General features: G+C 62.3%; 20 protein-coding genes, 1 tRNA gene and 1 pseudogene. 18 read left to right on the forward strand and 4 right to left on the reverse strand.

The features are described 5' to 3' along the window. Nucleotides 1–600 precede the first annotated feature (600 nt). Nucleotides 601–822, forward strand: a complete 222-nt coding sequence (locus ACR2J1_RS00230) for a hypothetical protein (RefSeq protein ID WP_434017332.1) — start codon at nt 601–603, stop codon at nt 820–822. Between the two features lie 309 nt (nt 823–1,131). On the opposite strand, the gene ACR2J1_RS00235 is transcribed toward ACR2J1_RS00230, so the two are convergent. The 3 genes from ACR2J1_RS00235 to ACR2J1_RS00245 all read right to left on the reverse strand — a co-directional run bounded on the left by ACR2J1_RS00235 (nt 1,132) and on the right by ACR2J1_RS00245 (nt 1,978). Then, entirely contained in the window at nt 1,132–1,374 is a 243-nt protein-coding gene (locus ACR2J1_RS00235) for a hypothetical protein (RefSeq protein WP_434017333.1), read from the reverse strand. A gap of 140 nt (nt 1,375–1,514) precedes the next feature. Then, nucleotides 1,515–1,841, reverse strand: coding sequence for a 3'-5' exonuclease (locus ACR2J1_RS00240; RefSeq protein WP_434017350.1), 327 nt, complete (start codon nt 1,839–1,841; stop codon nt 1,515–1,517). Then, nucleotides 1,751–1,978 carry a hypothetical protein gene (locus tag ACR2J1_RS00245; protein WP_434017334.1) on the reverse strand — a complete coding sequence of 76 codons (228 nt, stop codon included), beginning with the start codon at nt 1,976–1,978 and terminating at the stop codon, nt 1,751–1,753. The genes ACR2J1_RS00240 and ACR2J1_RS00245 overlap by 91 nt, the downstream gene beginning before the upstream one ends. A 636-nt stretch (nt 1,979–2,614) precedes the next feature. Between ACR2J1_RS00245 and ACR2J1_RS00250 the strand changes: the two genes are divergently transcribed. The 4 genes and pseudogenes from ACR2J1_RS00250 (at nt 2,615) to ACR2J1_RS00265 (ending at nt 5,094) form a co-directional block, all read left to right on the forward strand. Continuing rightward, nucleotides 2,615–2,932 (forward strand): DUF3489 domain-containing protein, encoded by a 318-nt coding sequence (locus tag ACR2J1_RS00250; protein ID WP_434017335.1) that lies wholly within the window; start codon nt 2,615–2,617, stop codon nt 2,930–2,932. A gap of 67 nt (nt 2,933–2,999) precedes the next feature. Next, the gene (locus ACR2J1_RS00255) at nt 3,000–3,494 is read left to right on the forward strand and encodes a DUF2924 domain-containing protein (RefSeq protein WP_434017336.1); all 495 of its coding nucleotides are present in this window, start codon (nt 3,000–3,002) and stop codon (nt 3,492–3,494) included. After that, a pseudogene (locus ACR2J1_RS00260) lies at nt 3,487–4,214 on the forward strand (recombinase family protein); the annotation flags it as partial. The gene ACR2J1_RS00255 and the pseudogene ACR2J1_RS00260, both read left to right, overlap by 8 nt. Before the next feature lie 262 nt (nt 4,215–4,476). Beyond that, nucleotides 4,477–5,094, forward strand: a complete 618-nt coding sequence (locus ACR2J1_RS00265) for a hypothetical protein (RefSeq protein WP_434017337.1) — start codon at nt 4,477–4,479, stop codon at nt 5,092–5,094. Between the two features lie 262 nt (nt 5,095–5,356). Here ACR2J1_RS00265 and ACR2J1_RS00270 read toward each other — a convergent pair. Then, nucleotides 5,357–5,446 (reverse strand) — tRNA-Ser (locus tag ACR2J1_RS00270). A 215-nt stretch (nt 5,447–5,661) separates the two neighbouring features. On the opposite strand from ACR2J1_RS00270, the gene rplU reads away from it, so the two are divergent. The 13 genes from rplU (at nt 5,662) to ACR2J1_RS00335 (ending at nt 17,126) form a co-directional block, all read left to right on the forward strand. After that, on the forward strand, nt 5,662–6,201 hold the full coding sequence (rplU, locus tag ACR2J1_RS00275) for a 50S ribosomal protein L21 (protein ID WP_434017338.1): 540 nt from the start codon (nt 5,662–5,664) through the stop codon (nt 6,199–6,201). Nucleotides 6,202–6,213: 12 nt separating this feature from the next. After that, nucleotides 6,214–6,468 (forward strand): 50S ribosomal protein L27, encoded by a 255-nt coding sequence (gene rpmA, locus ACR2J1_RS00280; RefSeq protein WP_434017339.1) that lies wholly within the window; start codon nt 6,214–6,216, stop codon nt 6,466–6,468. A 67-nt stretch (nt 6,469–6,535) separates the two neighbouring features. Then, nucleotides 6,536–7,063, forward strand: a complete 528-nt coding sequence (locus ACR2J1_RS00285) for a GNAT family N-acetyltransferase (protein ID WP_434017340.1) — start codon at nt 6,536–6,538, stop codon at nt 7,061–7,063. Nucleotides 7,064–7,105: 42 nt separating this feature from the next. Then, nucleotides 7,106–8,143, forward strand: coding sequence for a GTPase ObgE (gene obgE, locus ACR2J1_RS00290; RefSeq protein ID WP_434017341.1), 1,038 nt, complete (start codon nt 7,106–7,108; stop codon nt 8,141–8,143). Continuing rightward, on the forward strand, nt 8,140–9,261 hold the full coding sequence (gene proB / locus ACR2J1_RS00295; RefSeq protein WP_434017342.1) for a glutamate 5-kinase: 1,122 nt from the start codon (nt 8,140–8,142) through the stop codon (nt 9,259–9,261). Before obgE ends, proB begins: the two co-directional genes overlap by 4 nt. A 2-nt stretch (nt 9,262–9,263) precedes the next feature. Beyond that, complete coding sequence (locus ACR2J1_RS00300) at nt 9,264–10,547, forward strand: glutamate-5-semialdehyde dehydrogenase (RefSeq protein ID WP_434017343.1); 1,284 nt, start codon at nt 9,264–9,266, stop codon at nt 10,545–10,547. 27 nt (nt 10,548–10,574) lie between these two features. Further along, complete coding sequence (locus ACR2J1_RS00305; protein ID WP_434017344.1) at nt 10,575–11,321, forward strand: nicotinate-nucleotide adenylyltransferase; 747 nt, start codon at nt 10,575–10,577, stop codon at nt 11,319–11,321. Between the two features lie 121 nt (nt 11,322–11,442). Continuing rightward, nucleotides 11,443–11,853: a ribosome silencing factor gene (rsfS, locus tag ACR2J1_RS00310; RefSeq protein ID WP_434017345.1), complete on the forward strand. Its 411-nt coding sequence runs from the start codon at nt 11,443–11,445 to the stop codon at nt 11,851–11,853. 39 nt (nt 11,854–11,892) lie between these two features. After that, the gene (rlmH, locus tag ACR2J1_RS00315; RefSeq protein WP_434017346.1) at nt 11,893–12,390 is read left to right on the forward strand and encodes a 23S rRNA (pseudouridine(1915)-N(3))-methyltransferase RlmH; all 498 of its coding nucleotides are present in this window, start codon (nt 11,893–11,895) and stop codon (nt 12,388–12,390) included. A gap of 144 nt (nt 12,391–12,534) precedes the next feature. Further along, a complete protein-coding gene (locus ACR2J1_RS00320; protein ID WP_434017347.1) occupies nt 12,535–13,827 on the forward strand; it encodes a murein hydrolase activator EnvC family protein in 1,293 nt (430 codons plus the stop codon). Beyond that, entirely contained in the window at nt 13,827–15,230 is a 1,404-nt protein-coding gene (locus tag ACR2J1_RS00325) for a S41 family peptidase (RefSeq protein ID WP_434017351.1), read from the forward strand. Before ACR2J1_RS00320 ends, ACR2J1_RS00325 begins: the two co-directional genes overlap by 1 nt. Before the next feature lie 98 nt (nt 15,231–15,328). Further along, a complete protein-coding gene (locus tag ACR2J1_RS00330) occupies nt 15,329–16,609 on the forward strand; it encodes a divergent polysaccharide deacetylase family protein (RefSeq protein ID WP_434017348.1) in 1,281 nt (426 codons plus the stop codon). A gap of 10 nt (nt 16,610–16,619) precedes the next feature. Further along, nucleotides 16,620–17,126, forward strand: coding sequence for an RNA pyrophosphohydrolase (locus ACR2J1_RS00335; RefSeq protein ID WP_434017349.1), 507 nt, complete (start codon nt 16,620–16,622; stop codon nt 17,124–17,126). Nucleotides 17,127–17,226: the final 100 nt, after the last annotated feature.

Raw genomic sequence — 17,226 nt, forward strand, 5'->3', positions numbered from 1 at the left:
GAGCAAAAGCTCTTACCCGCCGCTCCGTTCCGACCGTCCGACTGCCATCCAGATCGAGGCGGCCGTTTAACGCCGCGCACCGTAAGCCCCTCTTTGTCTCTCTTTCTAGGAACCGGGTGGAGCGAAAAGAAAGCATTCCTCAAGCGAGACCCATACCGGAGGGCGGCAAGGGCGGAGCTTTGCCCTGATGCACGACTCGGCAATGGCGACCGTCCGGGCAGCTTCCGCGGCACATGAAAAGTCCGGCCCTCAGTCAGCGCCTTTATCACTAGATTTCACCGCGCGGGAATCCCTCTTACGGTGGTGTTTGGCCCAGACGCCGTTTCAGGAATTCCCTTACCCGAGCTACTCACAAGCGACTCCGTTATGGAAGCACTTGGAAAGGCTTCTCTAACCGAACGGTAGCAATCCAGCAGAAGGAGTTCACGCATGGTTACGCTTCGCGTCTTGGTCATTGCACTTGTCTCTATGTTCTTTATGGCTCCCGGATTAGCCGCACCAAGATGGGTCGAGTACTCGCCAAAACGTGTTCAAGATGCACAGGCACCCTTTTTGCTATTCTAAGTCCCTCGGTTAGCTTTTGCCCGAAGGAGTTGAACTATGTTCCACGGAAGAAGCGCCAACGAGGTTGCGCTGGCGAGCGCGGCGATCGTGCTCGCTCTGGTTCAACGTCTTGAGAAGAAGGGGACACTCAAGCGCGAAGATGCATTGGCCCTGCTGGGCGATGCAGCCGACCGACTTGTCGCCGATCCTGCGCAGACAACAATCGCGACGACCGGAGCTGCTGACCTCATTCGCAAGGAGTTCTTGCCGAAGGTCTAAGGCGCTCGCTTCGGCGGCGGCCTTTTGTTGGGCATTGTCAGAGGTCGGACTAATCTTCGGCTTTGCCCTGGACCAATTTCAGAAATGGACGAAAAAGGAAAGGCACCCAGAAGCTCTGCTCTTCCTTAGCTGTCCCCGCTCGAACAGAATATCCTCGACCTGTCGCAGCGACAGCGGATAGCGGATGTACATTATCACCGTGAGGCGGATCACCTCAGGCGAGCTGTTGAAATAACGGAAGGGATTGCGTATCGCCGGAGGCTAGGATGTCCCCAGCAGGGCTCAAGCCGATTTGCTCTGACAATGCCCTTAGGCTCGTTGCGAGAACGGCTCACGCTCCCATCTACAAACCACGTTGGTGCTTGCGTGGGGATGATTCTGCCGAAAGCGTGCCGTCAGCGTTTTCGCCTGCTGCACGCCAGCCATGCGGCAATCCTCGACTCGATCGCCGCTGACTGAGAAGTCAGGCATTTGACGTACGCTTTGATACAACACTGCGCCAGTGTCACAGCTGTAAACCGTCAGATAGAGCATCACGACTTTCGCTATCATGGCGGCTCCTTCACATGCTCTCACTACCGGACTTCGTGTAGGCTCGCTCTTTCAAGTTGAACTACCCGGGCCCAAGCCTTCTGCTGGATGGTCCAAAACCGGGCCCAACTCCCCTACCTTCGCCATGCCCGGTAGCGGCTTTAGAGTAGTGCACAATCAGCGACAATGCGGGCAGCTAGAGCGGGCGTTAGGCCATCGACTTGTGCGGCGTACGCGCCACCGGTCGCGTTGGTGAAACGAGAAGAAACGTGTGGAACGAAGCGGCCATGGACAATTCTGCCTCTTGCAAAACTCAGGATGCAAGCGGCGCGAGCGCGAGTGATCGACACATATAACAGTCTTGCGGCTTCCTCGATGAGACCCGGATAAGGTTGTCTCAGAAGACCTGGAAAGACCTGCTCTTCGAGCCCCGGAACAAAAACGGCGCGAGCGCTAAGCCCCTTGGCACCATGCGCGGAAGGCCGTATCGGTGCACTTCCCCTTGCACTGAAGCCGTTTTCCCGAGCGCGGTATCGACCATGCTCCAGTCAATTTCGGCCGCGAGCGCATGGCTGGAGAACGCCAGGAATAGGCCAAGCACAGTCGTTGAAATCATCTTACGCATGATCACACTCCTCGTTAGCTCGAACACTGCTTCACCTGATTGCACCAGCTAGGTGCAGGACCACCCCCGCCGCACAACACGCCACCAGGGTCGGGATTATTCCCGACCTGACCAGAAGATTGCCACGGCGGCCGCCAGTGAAAGTCCGAATGCCCATGGGTCCAGGCTGGAGAGGACCGGAGCGTCGAAGGCGAATGGCCACGCTCTGACCGGTACCGTCGCGCCGAAGATCGTGTGGATTGCTGCAGCTGAATGCCGCAACTCTCAGAAAGCACCCCTGCCTTAGAGTTCAACGTCAGGGCGATCAAAGCGACTTCGTCGATTTGGCCTAACGATCAACTTCGTCGGGGGTGGAACTGGCGGACCTCTCTTCGCCAAATCGGTCTTCAGAGAAAATTTCCCGCCAAAGGCTGCTGTCTGGCTGTCACTCACCGTCTCAGTGGCGTGCAAAAAGCTTGCCCGAACGTCGCACATTCGAGTGGACTTCTCTCCCGAAGAGAGCGTCCATGCTGACGTCGTTGGCGGCCTAGAAGCCCTGGTGCCAACGGCCAAGAGGGCCTCGCCTCAATAGCGGGGCTGTGGGTGGTGGGAGCATTGCGCATGAGGCGCAATTTGCTCAAATGGAGGACCACCCAAATGGCCAAATCACATCGTGTTGACGAGACGAGAACCGACGCGGTCGAGCGGCCTAAGCGCCAGCGTCGCCGATTGAATGCGAAGAAAAGAAGCGAAAGATCGAGGGTGCTGAAACCGCAAACGCGCAGAAAGCGTGCCGTCGGCACTCGCAGCAGAATCAAACCAGCCACCGGCAAACAGACGAAACAACAGACCTGCCTCGACCTGCTCGGCCGACAAGAAGGGGCAACGATAGAAGAGTTGCAAGCAGCGACCGGTTGGCAGCAGCACAGTGTGCGCGGCCTTCTGGCCGGGCCGTCAAAAAGAAGCTCAGCATGATGCTTCTGTCGGAGAAGACGGACGCGGGACCGCGCCGCTATCGCATTTTTGACACGGTCTAACGACCGTGGCGGAAGCTCATCCGTCCGAAGGCAAAGCAACGACCGGCGCAGGTGGCGACATAGAGGTGTTGCGAAGGCTTGAGGCACTCCGCGATCTCAGCCCTGACGAACTGCGCAAGGAGTGGCGGCGCCAATATCGGAACAAGCCACCGCGGCTCAGCCGTGATCTGCTCGTTCGCGCCATCGCCTATCGTATCCAGGAACTTCGCTATGGCAGTCTCAGCAAGGCGACCAGCCGCAAGCTCGCCGCGCTCGGAAAGGCGCATCAGCTTGGCGGGAAGTCAGCAGTTAAGGGCGCCCAGGAGATCAGAGCGGGCGCGCGGTTGATGCGCGAATGGAACGGCCGCACGCATTTGGTCACAGTAGAGGAGGATGGCTTCCTTTATGCCGGACGTAGCTATCGATCGCTGACCGCGATCGCCCGTAATATCACTGGCGCCCGCTGGTCGGGCCCGCGCTTCTTCGGATTGGCTAAAAAGATGGGCGCTTCAGATGCTTAGGCAAACGGCCGGCACCAAGAAGAGCAGCCGCAAGCTGCGTTGTGCAGTTTATACGCGTAAGTCCACGGAGGAGGGCCTTGAGCAAGAGTTCAACTCGCTCGATGCGCAACGCGAAGCCTGCGAGGCCTTTATCCTGAGTCAGAAGCACGAGGGCTGGGTGGCGCTACCGGCCCAGTATGACGATGGCGGCTATTCCGGGGGAACACTAGAGCGGCCCGCGCTACAGCGAGTGCTGGACGACATCCGCGAGTCGAAGGTGGACGTTGTCGTGGTCTACAAAATTGATCGGCTCACCCGCTCCCTGCTCGACTTTGCCAAGATCGTTGAGGTGTGCGACGCCCATGGCGTCTCCTTCGTCTCAGTGACGCAGACCTTCAACACCGCCACCTCTATGGGTCGCCTGACCATGAACGTGTTGCTGTCATTTGCCCAGTTCGAACGGGAAGTCACCGGCGAGCGCATTCGTGACAAGATTGCCGCTTCCAAGAAGAAGGGAATGTGGATGGGCGGCTATCCGCCACTCGGCTACGAGGTGAAGGATCGGAAGCTGATAGTCAATGAAGTCGAGGCTGCGACTGTCCGACATATCTTCCGCCGTTATCAGGACCTCTGCAGAACCGCATCTACTGCGGCGAGATCGTGCATAAGAACCAGGCTTATCCGGGCGAGCATGCGCCGATCATCGATGAGGAACTCTGGAAGAGGGTTCAGGCGACCTTGGCCGCAAACCGAGTCGATCGCGCTGCGGGCAACGGCAGTCACCGCGTAAGCTTGCTCGCCGGTCTCATCTACGACGCGCATGGCGAGCCCATGACGCCGAGTCAATGCGACGAAGAATGGTGTCCGCTACCGCTACTACGTCTCCAAAAACCTGCTGACTGGAGGGCATAACAAAGCGACCAGAGGTCAGCGCATTCCAGTCTCTCATATCGAGGCTCTGGTCACGGGCCGGATCCACGCGTGGCTGGCTGATCCCGTTGCCATGCTGAACTCAGTTCAATTTCATTGGCCCGACGCAGTTGCCCAGAAGAAGTTTTTGGACGAGGCGGGGCGGCTTGCCGCCGCTTGGCAGGATCTCGATGCGGACCGGCTGCGTGTGATCCTCCGTGCGATGGTCACAGGGGTTCAAGTTCACTCCGACCGGGTCGACGTGACGCTCGATCAAATGGGCGTTGCTTTGTGGCTGAATGCCAAGGATCAACCGCAACCTGTTGGCGGAGATAATCGCGAACGGAATCTGACAGTCTTGACGATCCCTGCGCGACTGAAGCGGACGGGGATAGAGATGCAGATGGTGGTCGAAGATGGATTGGAGCCGGCGAACGTCGATCCCGTCCTGGTACGTCTTCTGCTCCGGGCCTACGCCATACGCGCCCGCCTGCTCGAGGAGCCGAGCCTACCGCTGAAAGAGATTGCCGCGGAGGAGGCGATCAGCAGTTCCTACGCTACGCGTCTTCTAAGGCTTGCCTTCCTCGCACCCGACATCGTCACGGCGATCTTGAACGGAAAGCATCCTCCACAGCTCACCGCAAATCGGCTGATGGACGATACCCGTTTGCCTCTGGATTGGACCGCACAGCGCAGACTCCTCTGCTCTTGAAGCGCATCAATAGCCCGTCGTTCACGCGCGTCTCCGTTTAGCGTCTCTCTCGCCCGCCAAGAATTGCGGCTTCGGGCGAGAGACAGTGGTACTGCCAACCCACCCCATAAGAGACGAGGCCGTCCAGAGAGGGTCGATTGGCGCACCAAAAGAGTCTCTAACTACCGCGCGTGATGCGGTCCGCGTGCAAGGCCCGGAAAGCGCCCGACAATTCGCACTGCGATAAGACAGAAAAAACCTGCTATATCAATACCTTAATTACTGGCGGAGAGGGTGGGATTCGAACCCACGGTACGCTTACACGTACAACGGTTTTCGAGACCGTCCCATTCGACCACTCTGGCACCTCTCCGAGGGCTCATGTAACGTGCCCCATGCCGCGCGGCAACCGGAAGGGCGAGAAACCTCTCGCTTCAGCCCAGGCTGCACCTCGAAACTCCACACCTTCCGGCAATTGACTTCTGAGCCTCGGCTTTTATATTGCGCCGCCTAGTGGGTCCTTTACGGCTCTCGCCGCGCGCTCCGGCGCGCCGGTTTCTCAAGCCAAGATTTGGACGGATTAAGAACATGTTCGCGGTCATTCGCACGGGCGGCAAGCAATATCGCGTTGCCCCCAACGACGTCATCAAAATCGAGAAAATCGCTGGCAATCTCGGCGATATCGTCGAGCTCGGCGAAGTTCTTCTTCTTGGCGGCGACAGCCCCAAGACGGGAAGCCCCTTGATTTCAGGCGCCCTTGTGGCTGCCGAAGTGGTGTCACAGAACCGCGGCGAGAAGATCATCATCTTCAAGAAGAAGCGGCGCTCAACCTATCGCCGCAAGAACGGCCACCGCCAGGAGCAGACGACGCTCCGCATCACCGAGATTTTAACCGACGGCAAAAAGCCGTCGAAGGCCGCCGCCAAGCCGGAGCCCAAGAAGGCAGAAAAGAAGCCCGAAGCGAAGGCTGAGCCTGCCAAGGCCGACACGAAGCCGGCCGCGAAGAAGGCAGAAGCGAAGCCCGCAGCCAAGAAGGCTGAGGCCAAGGCCGCGGTGAAAAAGCCGGCAGCCAAGGCGGCCCCGAAGCCGGCGGCCAAGAAGCCTGCCGCAAAGCCGAAGAAGAGCTAAAGGAACGCGACGATGGCACATAAGAAAGCAGGCGGCTCGTCCCGCAACGGACGCGACTCCGCAGGGCGCAGGCTCGGCGTCAAGAAGTCAGGCGGCCAGCAAGTCATCCCGGGCAACATCATCATCCGCCAGCGCGGCACCAAGTGGCACCCGGGCGATGGTGTCGGCCTCGGCGTAGATCACACCATCTTTGCCATTCGCGAAGGCCGTGTGGAGTTTGCGACCAAGCAGAAGGGTCGCGTCTACGTGTCGGTGAAGTCGGACTAAGTTTCCGCCCGGCCTCACGAAACGGCTCTATCGCGCGCAAGAATGCCTGCCCCTATAGGTTTGGCGCGTGCAGATCACCACTCAAAGACTTGTCCTGCGTCCGATCCGGCTGACCGACGCGCCGCGGCTCGCGCTTCTCGCCGGCGATTACGACGTCGCGAGCATGACTGGCACCATCCCGCATCCCTATAGCGAGCAGATGGCGGGCGAATGGATCGCGAGCGCCCTTGCTGGCGAAGAGGGTGTCGTCTTTGCCATTCTGCGTTCCGGCGTTCTGATCGGCTGCACGGGCTACCGCACGAAGGCGGCGAATCATGCGGAGATGGGATATTGGATCGGAAAGCCTTTCTGGGGTCAGGGCTATGCCACGGAGGCGGTTCGGGCACTCATTCGCCACGCCTTCGATACCGACCGGTTGGAGTATTTGATCGCCGGACATTTCGCTGACAATGCGGCTTCGCAGCGCGTGATCCGGAAACTCGGCTTCGAGCCTTTTGGCGGCGAAACGCGCGACTGCGCTGCGCGCGGCACCGAAGCGCGCTGCCTCACCTACCGGCTGGACCGCGCGCGGGCGCCCGCCGCGCTTGCCGGCTGACCCCTAGTGGGACGTAAAGACCTAGAGTGCTAAGTCCTTGTCATGCAGTTCCTCGATCAAGCCAAGATCTATGTGCGCTCAGGCGCAGGGGGCAATGGCTCCGTCAGCTTCCGCCGCGAGAAATTCGTTGAATTCGGCGGTCCTGACGGCGGCGACGGCGGCCGCGGCGGCGATGTTGTCGTGGAGTGCGTCGCCAACCTGAACACGCTTCTCGACTTCCGCTATCAGCAGCACTTTAAAGCCCAGAAGGGCGGCCACGGCATGGGCAAGAACCGCACCGGGGCCAAGGGCGCCGACGTGGTTTTGAAGGTGCCGCCGGGAACGCAGATCCTTGAAGAGGATCGCGAGACGCTTATCGCCGACCTGACCAACCCCGGCGACCGCGTCATTCTTGCCCGCGGCGGCAATGGCGGCTTCGGCAATTCCCGCTTCAAATCATCGACCAATCAGGCGCCGCGCCACGCCAATCCCGGGCAGCCTGCGGAAGAGCTCACCATCTGGCTCAGGCTGAAGCTGATCGCCGACGCAGGGCTTGTCGGGCCGCCCAACGCGGGCAAGTCGACCTTCCTCGCCGCCGTCAGCGCGGCGAAGCCCAAGATCGCGGATTATCCTTTCACCACGCTGCATCCCAATCTCGGCGTCGTGCGTGTCGACACCAGAGACTTTGTGCTCGCCGACATTCCGGGGCTGATCGAGGGCGCGCATGAGGGCGCGGGCATCGGCGACCGCTTCCTCGGCCATGTCGAGCGGACCGCGGTGCTCCTGCATCTCGTGGATGCGACGCTCGAAAATCCGGTCGAGGGTTACAATATCATTCGCGGCGAGATCGAAGCCTATGGCGCCGGCCTCGAAGACAAGCCCGAGATCCTGGCGCTCTCCAAGGCCGACGCTGTACCGAAGGACGAGCTGAAGAAGAAAGCCCGCGCGTTGAAAAAGGCCTCCGGCGTCGAACCGATGATTATCTCCGCGGTGAGCGGCGAAGGCATGCAGAACGTTCTGCGCGCGCTCGCTGACGCCGTCGCGGCGGCGAAGAGCAAAGCAATCGAGGCCGCGAAGCCGGCGGCGGACTGGCAGCCATGAGACCGGAATGGAGCGAGGCCAAGCGCCTAGTGGTCAAGATCGGGTCGTCGCTTCTGGTCGATGCCGCGACCGGCACGCTGAAAGCCGCGTGGCTTCAATCGCTCTGCGACGACATTGCCGCCTTGCGCCGAGGCGACAAGGAAATCATCGTCGTCTCCTCCGGCGCCATCGCGCTTGGCCGCAATGCGCTGAAGCTGCCCAAGGGCGCGCTGAAGCTCGAGGACAGCCAAGCCGCGGCGGCCGTTGGGCAGATCGGGCTCGCCCATGCCTATGAGGAAGTGTTCCGTTCGCGCGGCCTTGTCGCGGCGCAGGTTCTGCTGACACTCGGCGATACCGAGGAGCGCAAGCGCTACCTCAACGCCCGCACGACCATCGCGCGCCTATTGGCGCTCGGCGCCGTGCCGGTGGTGAATGAGAACGACACTGTTGCCACGAGCGAGATTCGCTATGGCGACAACGATAGGCTCGCCGCACGGGTCGCCTCGATGATGAGCGCCGACTGCCTTGTGCTGCTGTCCGACGTCGACGGTTTCTATACCGCGCCGCCCGGCTCGAATGCGGATGCGCGGCGGCTCGACGAGGTCGCCGAGATCACGCCGGAGATCGAGGCCATGGCCGGCGATGTCGGCTCGGAGCTGTCGCGCGGCGGCATGGTGACGAAGATCGAAGCGGCCAAGATCGCGGTCGCCGCGGGCACGCATCTCGTCATCGCAAGCGGCAAGGTGTTGAACCCGCTCGCCGCGCTTTGCGAAAAAGGCGGCACGTGGTTTCTTGCCCGTTCAGATCCGGTCGCGGCGCGCAAGCGCTGGATCGCCGGAACGCTGGAGCCGAAGGGTGCTCTCGTGGTCGACGCCGGCGCCGCGGCGGCGCTCGCGTCGGGGAAAAGCCTGCTGCCGGCGGGCGTAACACGCATCGCAGGCCGCTTCGACCGCGGCGACGCCGTGGTCATCAGGAATGGCGACGGCCATGAGCTCGGCCGCGGCCTCGCCGCCTACGGGCACGAGGACACTAAAGCCATAATCGGCCGCAAGAGCGGTGAAATCGCCGAGATTCTCGGCTACCGTGGCGACCCGGAACTCATTCACCGGGACGACATGGTGTTGAAGCGGAAAGTGTGACGATGGCCTTCGCAGAAAAGCCCGAGGAAAGCATCGAGCCGATGTTGCTCTATATGGGCAAGCTCGCGCGCGAGGCTGCCGCAGAGCTCGCGCTTGTCGCGACCGCGCAGAAGAACGCCGCCCTCGAAGCCATGGCCGCATGCATCGAGGCGCGCAGCGCGAATATACTCAAGGCGAACCGGGACGACATTGAAGCGGCGCAAGGCAAAGGCCGCGATGCCGCGTTCATCGACCGCCTGCGCCTGGACGAGACACGGATCGCCGTCATGGCCAAGGGCTTGCGCGACATTTCCGCCCTGCCCGATCCCATCGGGCGCGTGCTCGCCTCCTGGACGCGACCGAACAGACTTGAGATCGCGCGCGTCAGCGTGCCGCTTGGCGTCATCGGCATTATTTATGAGAGCCGGCCCAATGTGACGGCGGATGCCGGTGGGCTTTGCCTGAAATCCGGCAACGCCGTGATCCTCAGAAGCGGCTCCGACAGCTTTCTCTCTTCGCTCGTGATCTGCAATGCGCTGGCCGAAGGCGTGAAGCAGGCCGGACTGCCAGAAGCCGCGATCCAGCTCGTTCCGACCGTGCAGCGCGAAGCCGTCGGCCTCATGCTGACGGGTCTCGGCGGCGCGATCGACGTCATTGTTCCGCGCGGCGGCAAGAGCCTTGTCGCGCGCGTGCAGGAGGAAGCCCGCGTCCCGGTCTTCGCGCATCTCGAGGGCGTCTGTCATGTCTATGTGCATGCGCGCGCGCGTCTCGACATGGCGAAGACGATCGTGGTCAACGCCAAGATGCGGCGCACGGGCATTTGCGGTGCAGCCGAGACTTTGCTGGTCGATCGTGCCGTCGCAGCCACGCATTTCAAGCCGCTGGTTGCGGCGCTGATCGAGGCAGGCTGCGAGGTGCGCGGCGATGCGGAAACGCAAGCAGCCGACACGCGTGTGAAGAAGGCGAGCGAAGAGGATTGGTCGACCGAATATCTCGATGCCATCATTTCGGTGAAAGTGGTCGACGATATCGACGGGGCGATCGCGCATATCGGCCGCTACGGCTCGCAGCACACCGATGCGATCGTCACGGACGACGCAAGCGCGGCCGACCGCTTCCTCCAGCGTGTGGACAGCGCCATCGTGCTGCACAATGCCTCGACGCAGTTTGCCGATGGCGGCGAGTTCGGCATGGGTGCGGAGATCGGCATCGCCACCGGACGCTTCCATGCGCGCGGCCCGGTCGGTCTCGAGCAGCTCGCGATCTATAAATATGTCGTGCGCGGTTCGGGCCAGATCCGGTCCTGACACGAACAACAAACGGAACCGCGTCTCTTGCCCTCGAAGAAAAAGTCCGAAAAGGCGAACCCTGAGTCAAAAGGGAAGAAGGCAACCGACGGCAAGAAAGACAAGGCCGCCAAGCCTCGCAAGGACAATTCACGCGCGACCACCGCGCGTCTACCGATGGTCGCCCGAGGCATGCGCATCGGCCTTCTCGGCGGCTCGTTCAATCCCGCGCATGAAGGCCATCTCCGGATCAGCCTCATTGCCCTGAAGCGACTCGGCCTCGATCAGGTGTGGTGGCTGGTCAGCCGAACGAATCCCCTCAAGGACGCCTCCGATCTCCCCAGCCGAAAAAAGCGGGTCGCGGCGGCGAAGGAGCTGGCCAAACATCCGCGCATCGTCGTTACCGGCTTCGCAGGGGCGCGCCGCTCCGTCTACACCATTGATGTCCTCGCCGAACTCAAGCAGCGCTTTCCCACCACGCATTTTGTATGGCTGATGGGCGCCGACAATCTCGCGGGTTTTCATCGCTGGCGTGCCTGGCAGCAGCTCTTCGAGCTGGCGCCCATCGCGGTGCTCGACCGTCCCGGCTTCAGGCATAAGGCGATGGCGAGCAAGGCCGCGTACCGCTATGCCAGGAACCGCGTCGATGAGTCCGACGCCGGCGCCTTGCCGCTCCTGGAGCCGCCGGCCTGGGCGATTCTCAGCCACCCGCTGTCGCGGCTTTCCTCGACCGCGCTCCGCGGCAAGGGCGCGAATGCTGGAAAGAAACCACGTCCGGGAAGAAACAAACACTAGCTATTGAAACGTAGCGGGCCGACATACTAGTCTTATGGCCGAAGCGGCAACCAATTGGCGTCTTATTGCGTTGAGCCGGACCGCTTCCACGGAGCAATGGCAGAAGGATACTCACCACACAATGCGCCCACTTAGAGAGGGTGCCCAACGCGGTACACCTCCCTCCGGATTCGCGCCCTTTAGCGCCGATCCGAACCGCCTTCTCAAGATCGTGCTCGACACGCTCGATGCCGCTAAGGCGGAAGATGTCGCGACTGTCGACTTGAAAGGCAAAACCTCGATCAGCGATCACATGGTCATAGCCTCCGGGCGTTCACAGCGGCATGTCGGCGCCGTCGCCGACCAGCTTGCCAAGAAGCTCAAAGAGGAAGGCTTCGGCCGCGCGCGCGTCGAAGGCATGCGGCAATGCGACTGGGTCCTGATCGATGCCGGCGACGTCATCGTTCATATCTTCCGCCCGGAAGTTCGCGAGTTCTACAATCTGGAGAAGATGTGGTCGGCCGACCGCCCCATGGAGCGCATGGTCATTTAGCTTCGTGGTTGCTAACGGGCCGCGAGCCCAAGGAATGCGATGCGGCTCCTGATCGCTGCCGTCGGCAAGCTGAAACAGGGCCCGGAACGCGAGCTGTACGCGCACTATCTCGCGCGCACAAAGGTCTCTGGCAAAAAGCTTGGGCTTTTCCCTGTTGACCTTATCGAGGTGCCGGAGTCGAAAGCGGGCAGCGCACAGCTCCGCCGCGACGCTGAAGGCGCCGCTCTTGTCGCCAAAGCCGCCCCGCCCCTGCGCCTCGTCGCTCTCGATCCCGCGGGCAACCAGCTCGACAGCGAAGCCTTCGCCTCCCTCCTAGCGAAGTTCCGCGACGCCGGCGCGCCCGGGCTCGCCTTCGTCATCGGCGGCGCGGACGGATTGGGACAGCAGGTTTTGGAGAAGGCCGAACGCACGCTGTCACTGGGGCCCATGACCCTGCCGCACGGACTTGCGCGCATCGTTCTTGCCGAGCAGCTTTATCGTGCAACGACAATTCTTGCCGGCCATCCCTATCATCGTGGCGGACGGTCCGAAGGTTGAGACTTCGTAAGGAACTTGCCTTGATTCTGCCTCACCGCTCCGATGTCGTTCCGATCGGCTCAATGGCCAGGGTGCATGGCGCAATCTGATCGATTGGCTCCCACGAGACTCCGATTCCGGTCGGCCCTTCTGCTTATCGGCCTCGTGTGTGCCTCGTCCTTTGCGGCGGCGGAGGATGACCTCTCCCGCGACGAGGCACAGAAGCGACTCGAGGAGAGCCAGCAAAAGCTCCAATCGAGCCGCGCCCAGGAACAAGGGCTTGCTCAGGATGTGGCGACTCTCGCTGCGGAGCGGGCGCGACTGAACAGCGAGCTGATCGAGGCTGGCCGGCGGGTGCAGGCAAGCGAGGCCAAACTCTCCGAAACCGAGGCGAAGCTGACCGAGCTCAACGAGCAGGTGAGCGTATTTCGCAAATCGATCAACGAGCGCAAGGAAACGATCGTCAAGATGCTGAGCGCGATGCAAAGGATTGGCCGGTCGCCACCGCCGGCGCTCGTCACGCGCCGCGACGATGCACTCGCGGTCGTGCGCAGCGCCATGCTTCTCGCCGAGGTCTTCCCCGAGCTGAAATACCAGGCCGATAATTTATCGCGCGAGCTGGAAGGCCTCGTTACGCTGGAGACGGGCATCCGCGAGCAGCGCGACGCGCAGAAGGGCGATACCGACAAGCTCGCGGCGGAACGCGCAAGTGTCGACCGGCTCTTGGAAGAAAAAAAGACAAAGCTCGCGCAAAGTGAGGCCGAGCTCACGCAAGTGCGTGCGAGTGCCGAACAGCAGGCCTCGACCATCACCAGCATGAACGAGCTGATCGAGCGGCTCGATGCGCAGATCGCGAAGGCCGAAGTGGCGCAATACGAGGCGGAGATCGCCGCCGAGCGCGCGCTCTTGGAACGCACGCAAGCGCAGGCGCTGGCGACCCCCGAGAACGAGCGCGTTGTGGAGATCAAGCCCGCCTCGACAAAAGTGGCGTTTGCCAGCCCCGACCGCATGAAGCCGGCGATACCCTTCGATACCGCCAAGGGCGCCTTGCCGCTGCCGGCGCAGGGCAAGAAGGTCAAGGCGTTCGGCGACCCTGATGTCGCAGGCGGTAGCCTGAAGGGCTTTTCTCTGCAAACGCGGCCGGAAGCGCGCGTAACCGCGCCGTCCGATGGCTGGGTGGTCTATGCCGGGCCGTTTCGCTCCTATGGGCAACTCTTGATCATCAACGCGGGCGGGGGCTATCATGTCCTGCTTGCGGGGATGAGCCGCATAGACGTAAGCCCGGGGCAATTTGTTCTCGCCGGTGAGCCGATCGCAGAGATGGGCAAGCCGGCAACGCCGGGCCAAAGCGGCGACGATAGTTCACGCCCCGTCCTTTATGTTGAGTTTAGGAAGGACGGCAAACCAATAGATTCCGACCCATGGTGGGCCGTGACTTCCGAGAAGGTGCAAGGATGATGCGGAAATCCGAATACACGCTGTGGGCGCTGTTGGCGCTGGCCGTGCTCGCCGCCGGTTCGACCGTGGTGAGTCTGGCGAAGAGCCCGCCCGCGGCGACCAACTCGGAGATTTACCGGCAGCTCGATCTGTTCGGCGAAGTGCTGGAGCGTGTGCGCGCCGATTACGTCGAGGCGCCCGACGATTCCAAGCTCATCGAAGCGGCCATCAACGGCATGTTGAACGGCCTCGACCCGCACTCGGCCTATCTCACACCGAAGCACTTCCGCGACATGCAGGTACAGACGCGCGGTGAGTTCGGCGGCCTCGGCATCGAGGTTACCATGGAGAATGGCGTGGTGAAGGTGGTGGCGCCCATCGAGGACACACCGGCAGCACGCGCCGGCATCATGAGCGGCGACCTCATCACGCACCTCGACAAGGAGCAGATCAGCGGCCTCACCTTGCAGGAAGCTGTGGAGAAGATGCGTGGGCCGGTTAATTCGCCGATCACGCTCACCCTCATGCGCAAGGGCAAAGACGATCCGTTCGACGTGAAGGTCGTGCGCGACGTAATCCACATCAATCCGGTCAAGTACAATGTCGAAGGCGATGACGTCGGCTATGTCCGCGTGACGACTTTCAACGAGCAGACCACCGCCAATTTGCAAAAAGCGGTCGAGGACATGAAGAAGCAGCTCGGGCCGAAGATGAAGGGTTACATCGTCGATCTTCGCAACAATCCCGGCGGTCTGCTCGATCAGGCGATCTCGGTCTCCGATGCGTTTCTCGATAAGGGTGCGATCGTGCTCACGCGCGGCCGCAATCTCGAAGAGACGCAGCGCTCCAACGCTCGCCCGGGCGATATCACCGATGGCCAGAAGATCGTCGTCCTAATCAACGGCGGTTCGGCCTCCGCGTCGGAGATTGTGGCCGGCGCCTTGCAGGATCACCACAGGGCAACGATCGTGGGCACGCGGTCCTTCGGTAAGGGCTCGGTGCAGACCATCATCCCGCTCGGCTCCAACGGCGCGCTCAGGCTGACCACGGCGCGGTACTATACGCCGTCCGGTCGCTCCATTCAGGCCAAGGGCATCGACCCTGGAATCGTGGTCGAGGAAGAACTGCCCGAGGACATGAAGAAGAAGGAAGACCAGGTGACGCGCGGCGAAGCCAATCTGCGCGGCCATCTGAGAGCCGAGGATAAAGAGAAAGCTGACAAAGAGAAAAAGGACAACAAGGACGCGGAGGAGCCAGCCAACGGCGAGGACACGCCTGTCGCGGAGACCGAAGAGGAATCCGGAAGCTCGTCCTATGTCCCGCAGGACAAGGAGAAGGATACCCAGCTCAAATATGCGCTCGACCTTCTCCGCGGCATCAAGTCGGTGGATACTGAGGCCAAGAAGAAGGCGGAGGCCAACTAAGCCCGTCATGGCGCACGTCCAGGCTAGACTGCCGGACACGCCGTACAGCAGGAGGCTTAGCCGAGCGGAAGAAGCGGCAAGCGGGGAGGCAAGGCGATATGAAGGCGCTGGCCGTCACGGCCTCAATCGTGTTCTGGACGCTCGTCCTCGGCGGCGCTTGGCTTGCCTTCTTTCCCGGTCCCGACGCCGAGGGACCCATCGCAGTTGTTGAGGTCTCTCCGTCACCGGAGCCTGCCGCCGCTCCGCCTGCGCAGTCCACTTCGCCTCCAGCCCAGACAGCACCCAATGGCGGGCCAAGCGCGGCCGCTCCGCCCAGTGACGCGGCGCCCGCCCCAGGGGTCGACCTGCCCCCAGGCTTCGCCGTGGATGGGCTCATGGCGCCGCAGCAACCCGCCCAGCCGCCCGCATTCCCGCCACTCGACGGGGGCGCCCAAGCAGACCCCCCGCCATCGACCGCGCCGCCCACGAACCAAGCCGCTCTACTGCCCCCGCCAGCCTCCTCAGCCGCCACTCCGCCAGCCTCTTCTCCCGTGCAGGACGCGGCGCTTGAAACCGGCTCCATCCCCCTCATCCCTGTGCCCCTCGCCGACCTGGTCGAGGAGTCGGAATACGGTCCCCTGCCCAAGGTCGGCGCTGACGGCAAGCGTCCCGCCGAGGTCTATGCGCGGCCTTCGCGCTATGCCGCCAAGGCGGCGCTTGGCGAGCCCGCGCGTGTTGCAATTCTGATCAGCGGCCTCGGATTGCCGGACAGTCCGGAAGATGACGCGGTCGCCGCGCTCCCCGCACCCATCAGCGTCGCGTATGCCGCCTATGGCCGCAATCTCCAGGAGCGCGTGACGAAGCTGCGCGTCGCGGGGCACGAGATCCTGCTGCAGATACCGCTCGAGCCCGACAATTATCCGAGCCAAGACCCGGGCCCGCATACGCTCCTGACCACGCTGCCGCCGGAGGAGAACATCAAGCGGCTGCAATGGATGATGTCGCGTTTCACCGGCTATGTCGGCGTGACCAACTATATGGGAGCCAAGTTCGAGTCCTCGCAGGTCTCCTTCCTCCCTGTGCTTGAGGAGGTAAAGGCCCGAGGCCTTCTTTACCTTGACGACGGCAATGTGAAGCAGTCCACTGCCGGCCAGATCGCGAGCATGTTGGGCCTCGATTACTCGGTGGCTCACGTTCAGATCGACGACTCTCCCGCCGCGATCGGCGCTGCGCTGGCGCGCCTGGAAAGCGTGGCCAAGGAACGCGGCACGGCGATCGGCATTGCGAGCGCGAAGCCGGCGACCCTGAAGCAGCTCATGGCCTGGTCCGAAACGCTACAAGCGAAGGGCATCGTCCTTGTGCCGGTCAGCGCCGCCGTGCTTGCGCAGCGGCAGAGCTGAACCTTCCTTCATGACCTCCGCCGACGCCCAGGACCTCCCCTACCGGCCCTGCGTTGGCGTCATGCTGCTAAATGCCCAGGGTCATGTCTGGGTCGGGCGCAGGGCTGCACGCGCCGGCGCGGCCGAGGGCAGGGACAAATGGTGGCAAATGCCGCAAGGCGGGATGGATGCCGGCGAGGCGCCCGAGGATGCGGCCCGCCGCGAGCTTGAAGAAGAAACCGGCGTGCGCCGCATCGACATCATCGGCAGAGCGCAGCGCTGGTACACTTACGACCTTCCAAAGGAGCTTATCGGGGTTGCCTGGGATGGGCGCTATCGCGGACAGACTCAACTCTGGTTCGCAGTGCGCTTTGCCGGAGAGGACAGCGAGATCGATCTCGGTCCCCGTCCGGGCCACGAGGTTGAGTTCGACGCCTGGCAGTGGGCGCCGGTCGCGGATTTACCGCGGCTGGTCGTGCCCTTCAAGCGCCGCGTCTACGCAAGCGTGTTGCAGGAATTCGCCGCGCATTTGCCTTGAGACCAGCTCAGGCCTTGCGCGCTGGCATCCTCTTCCTGCGTGACCCGCCACTCAATCGCCCGAAGAACCGGCGCGCGAGCAGAACGCTGGCGGGCAACAG

It is taken from the genome of Methyloceanibacter sp., assembly GCF_050999895.1.
Classification (GTDB): Bacteria; Pseudomonadota; Alphaproteobacteria; order Rhizobiales; family Methyloligellaceae; genus Methyloceanibacter.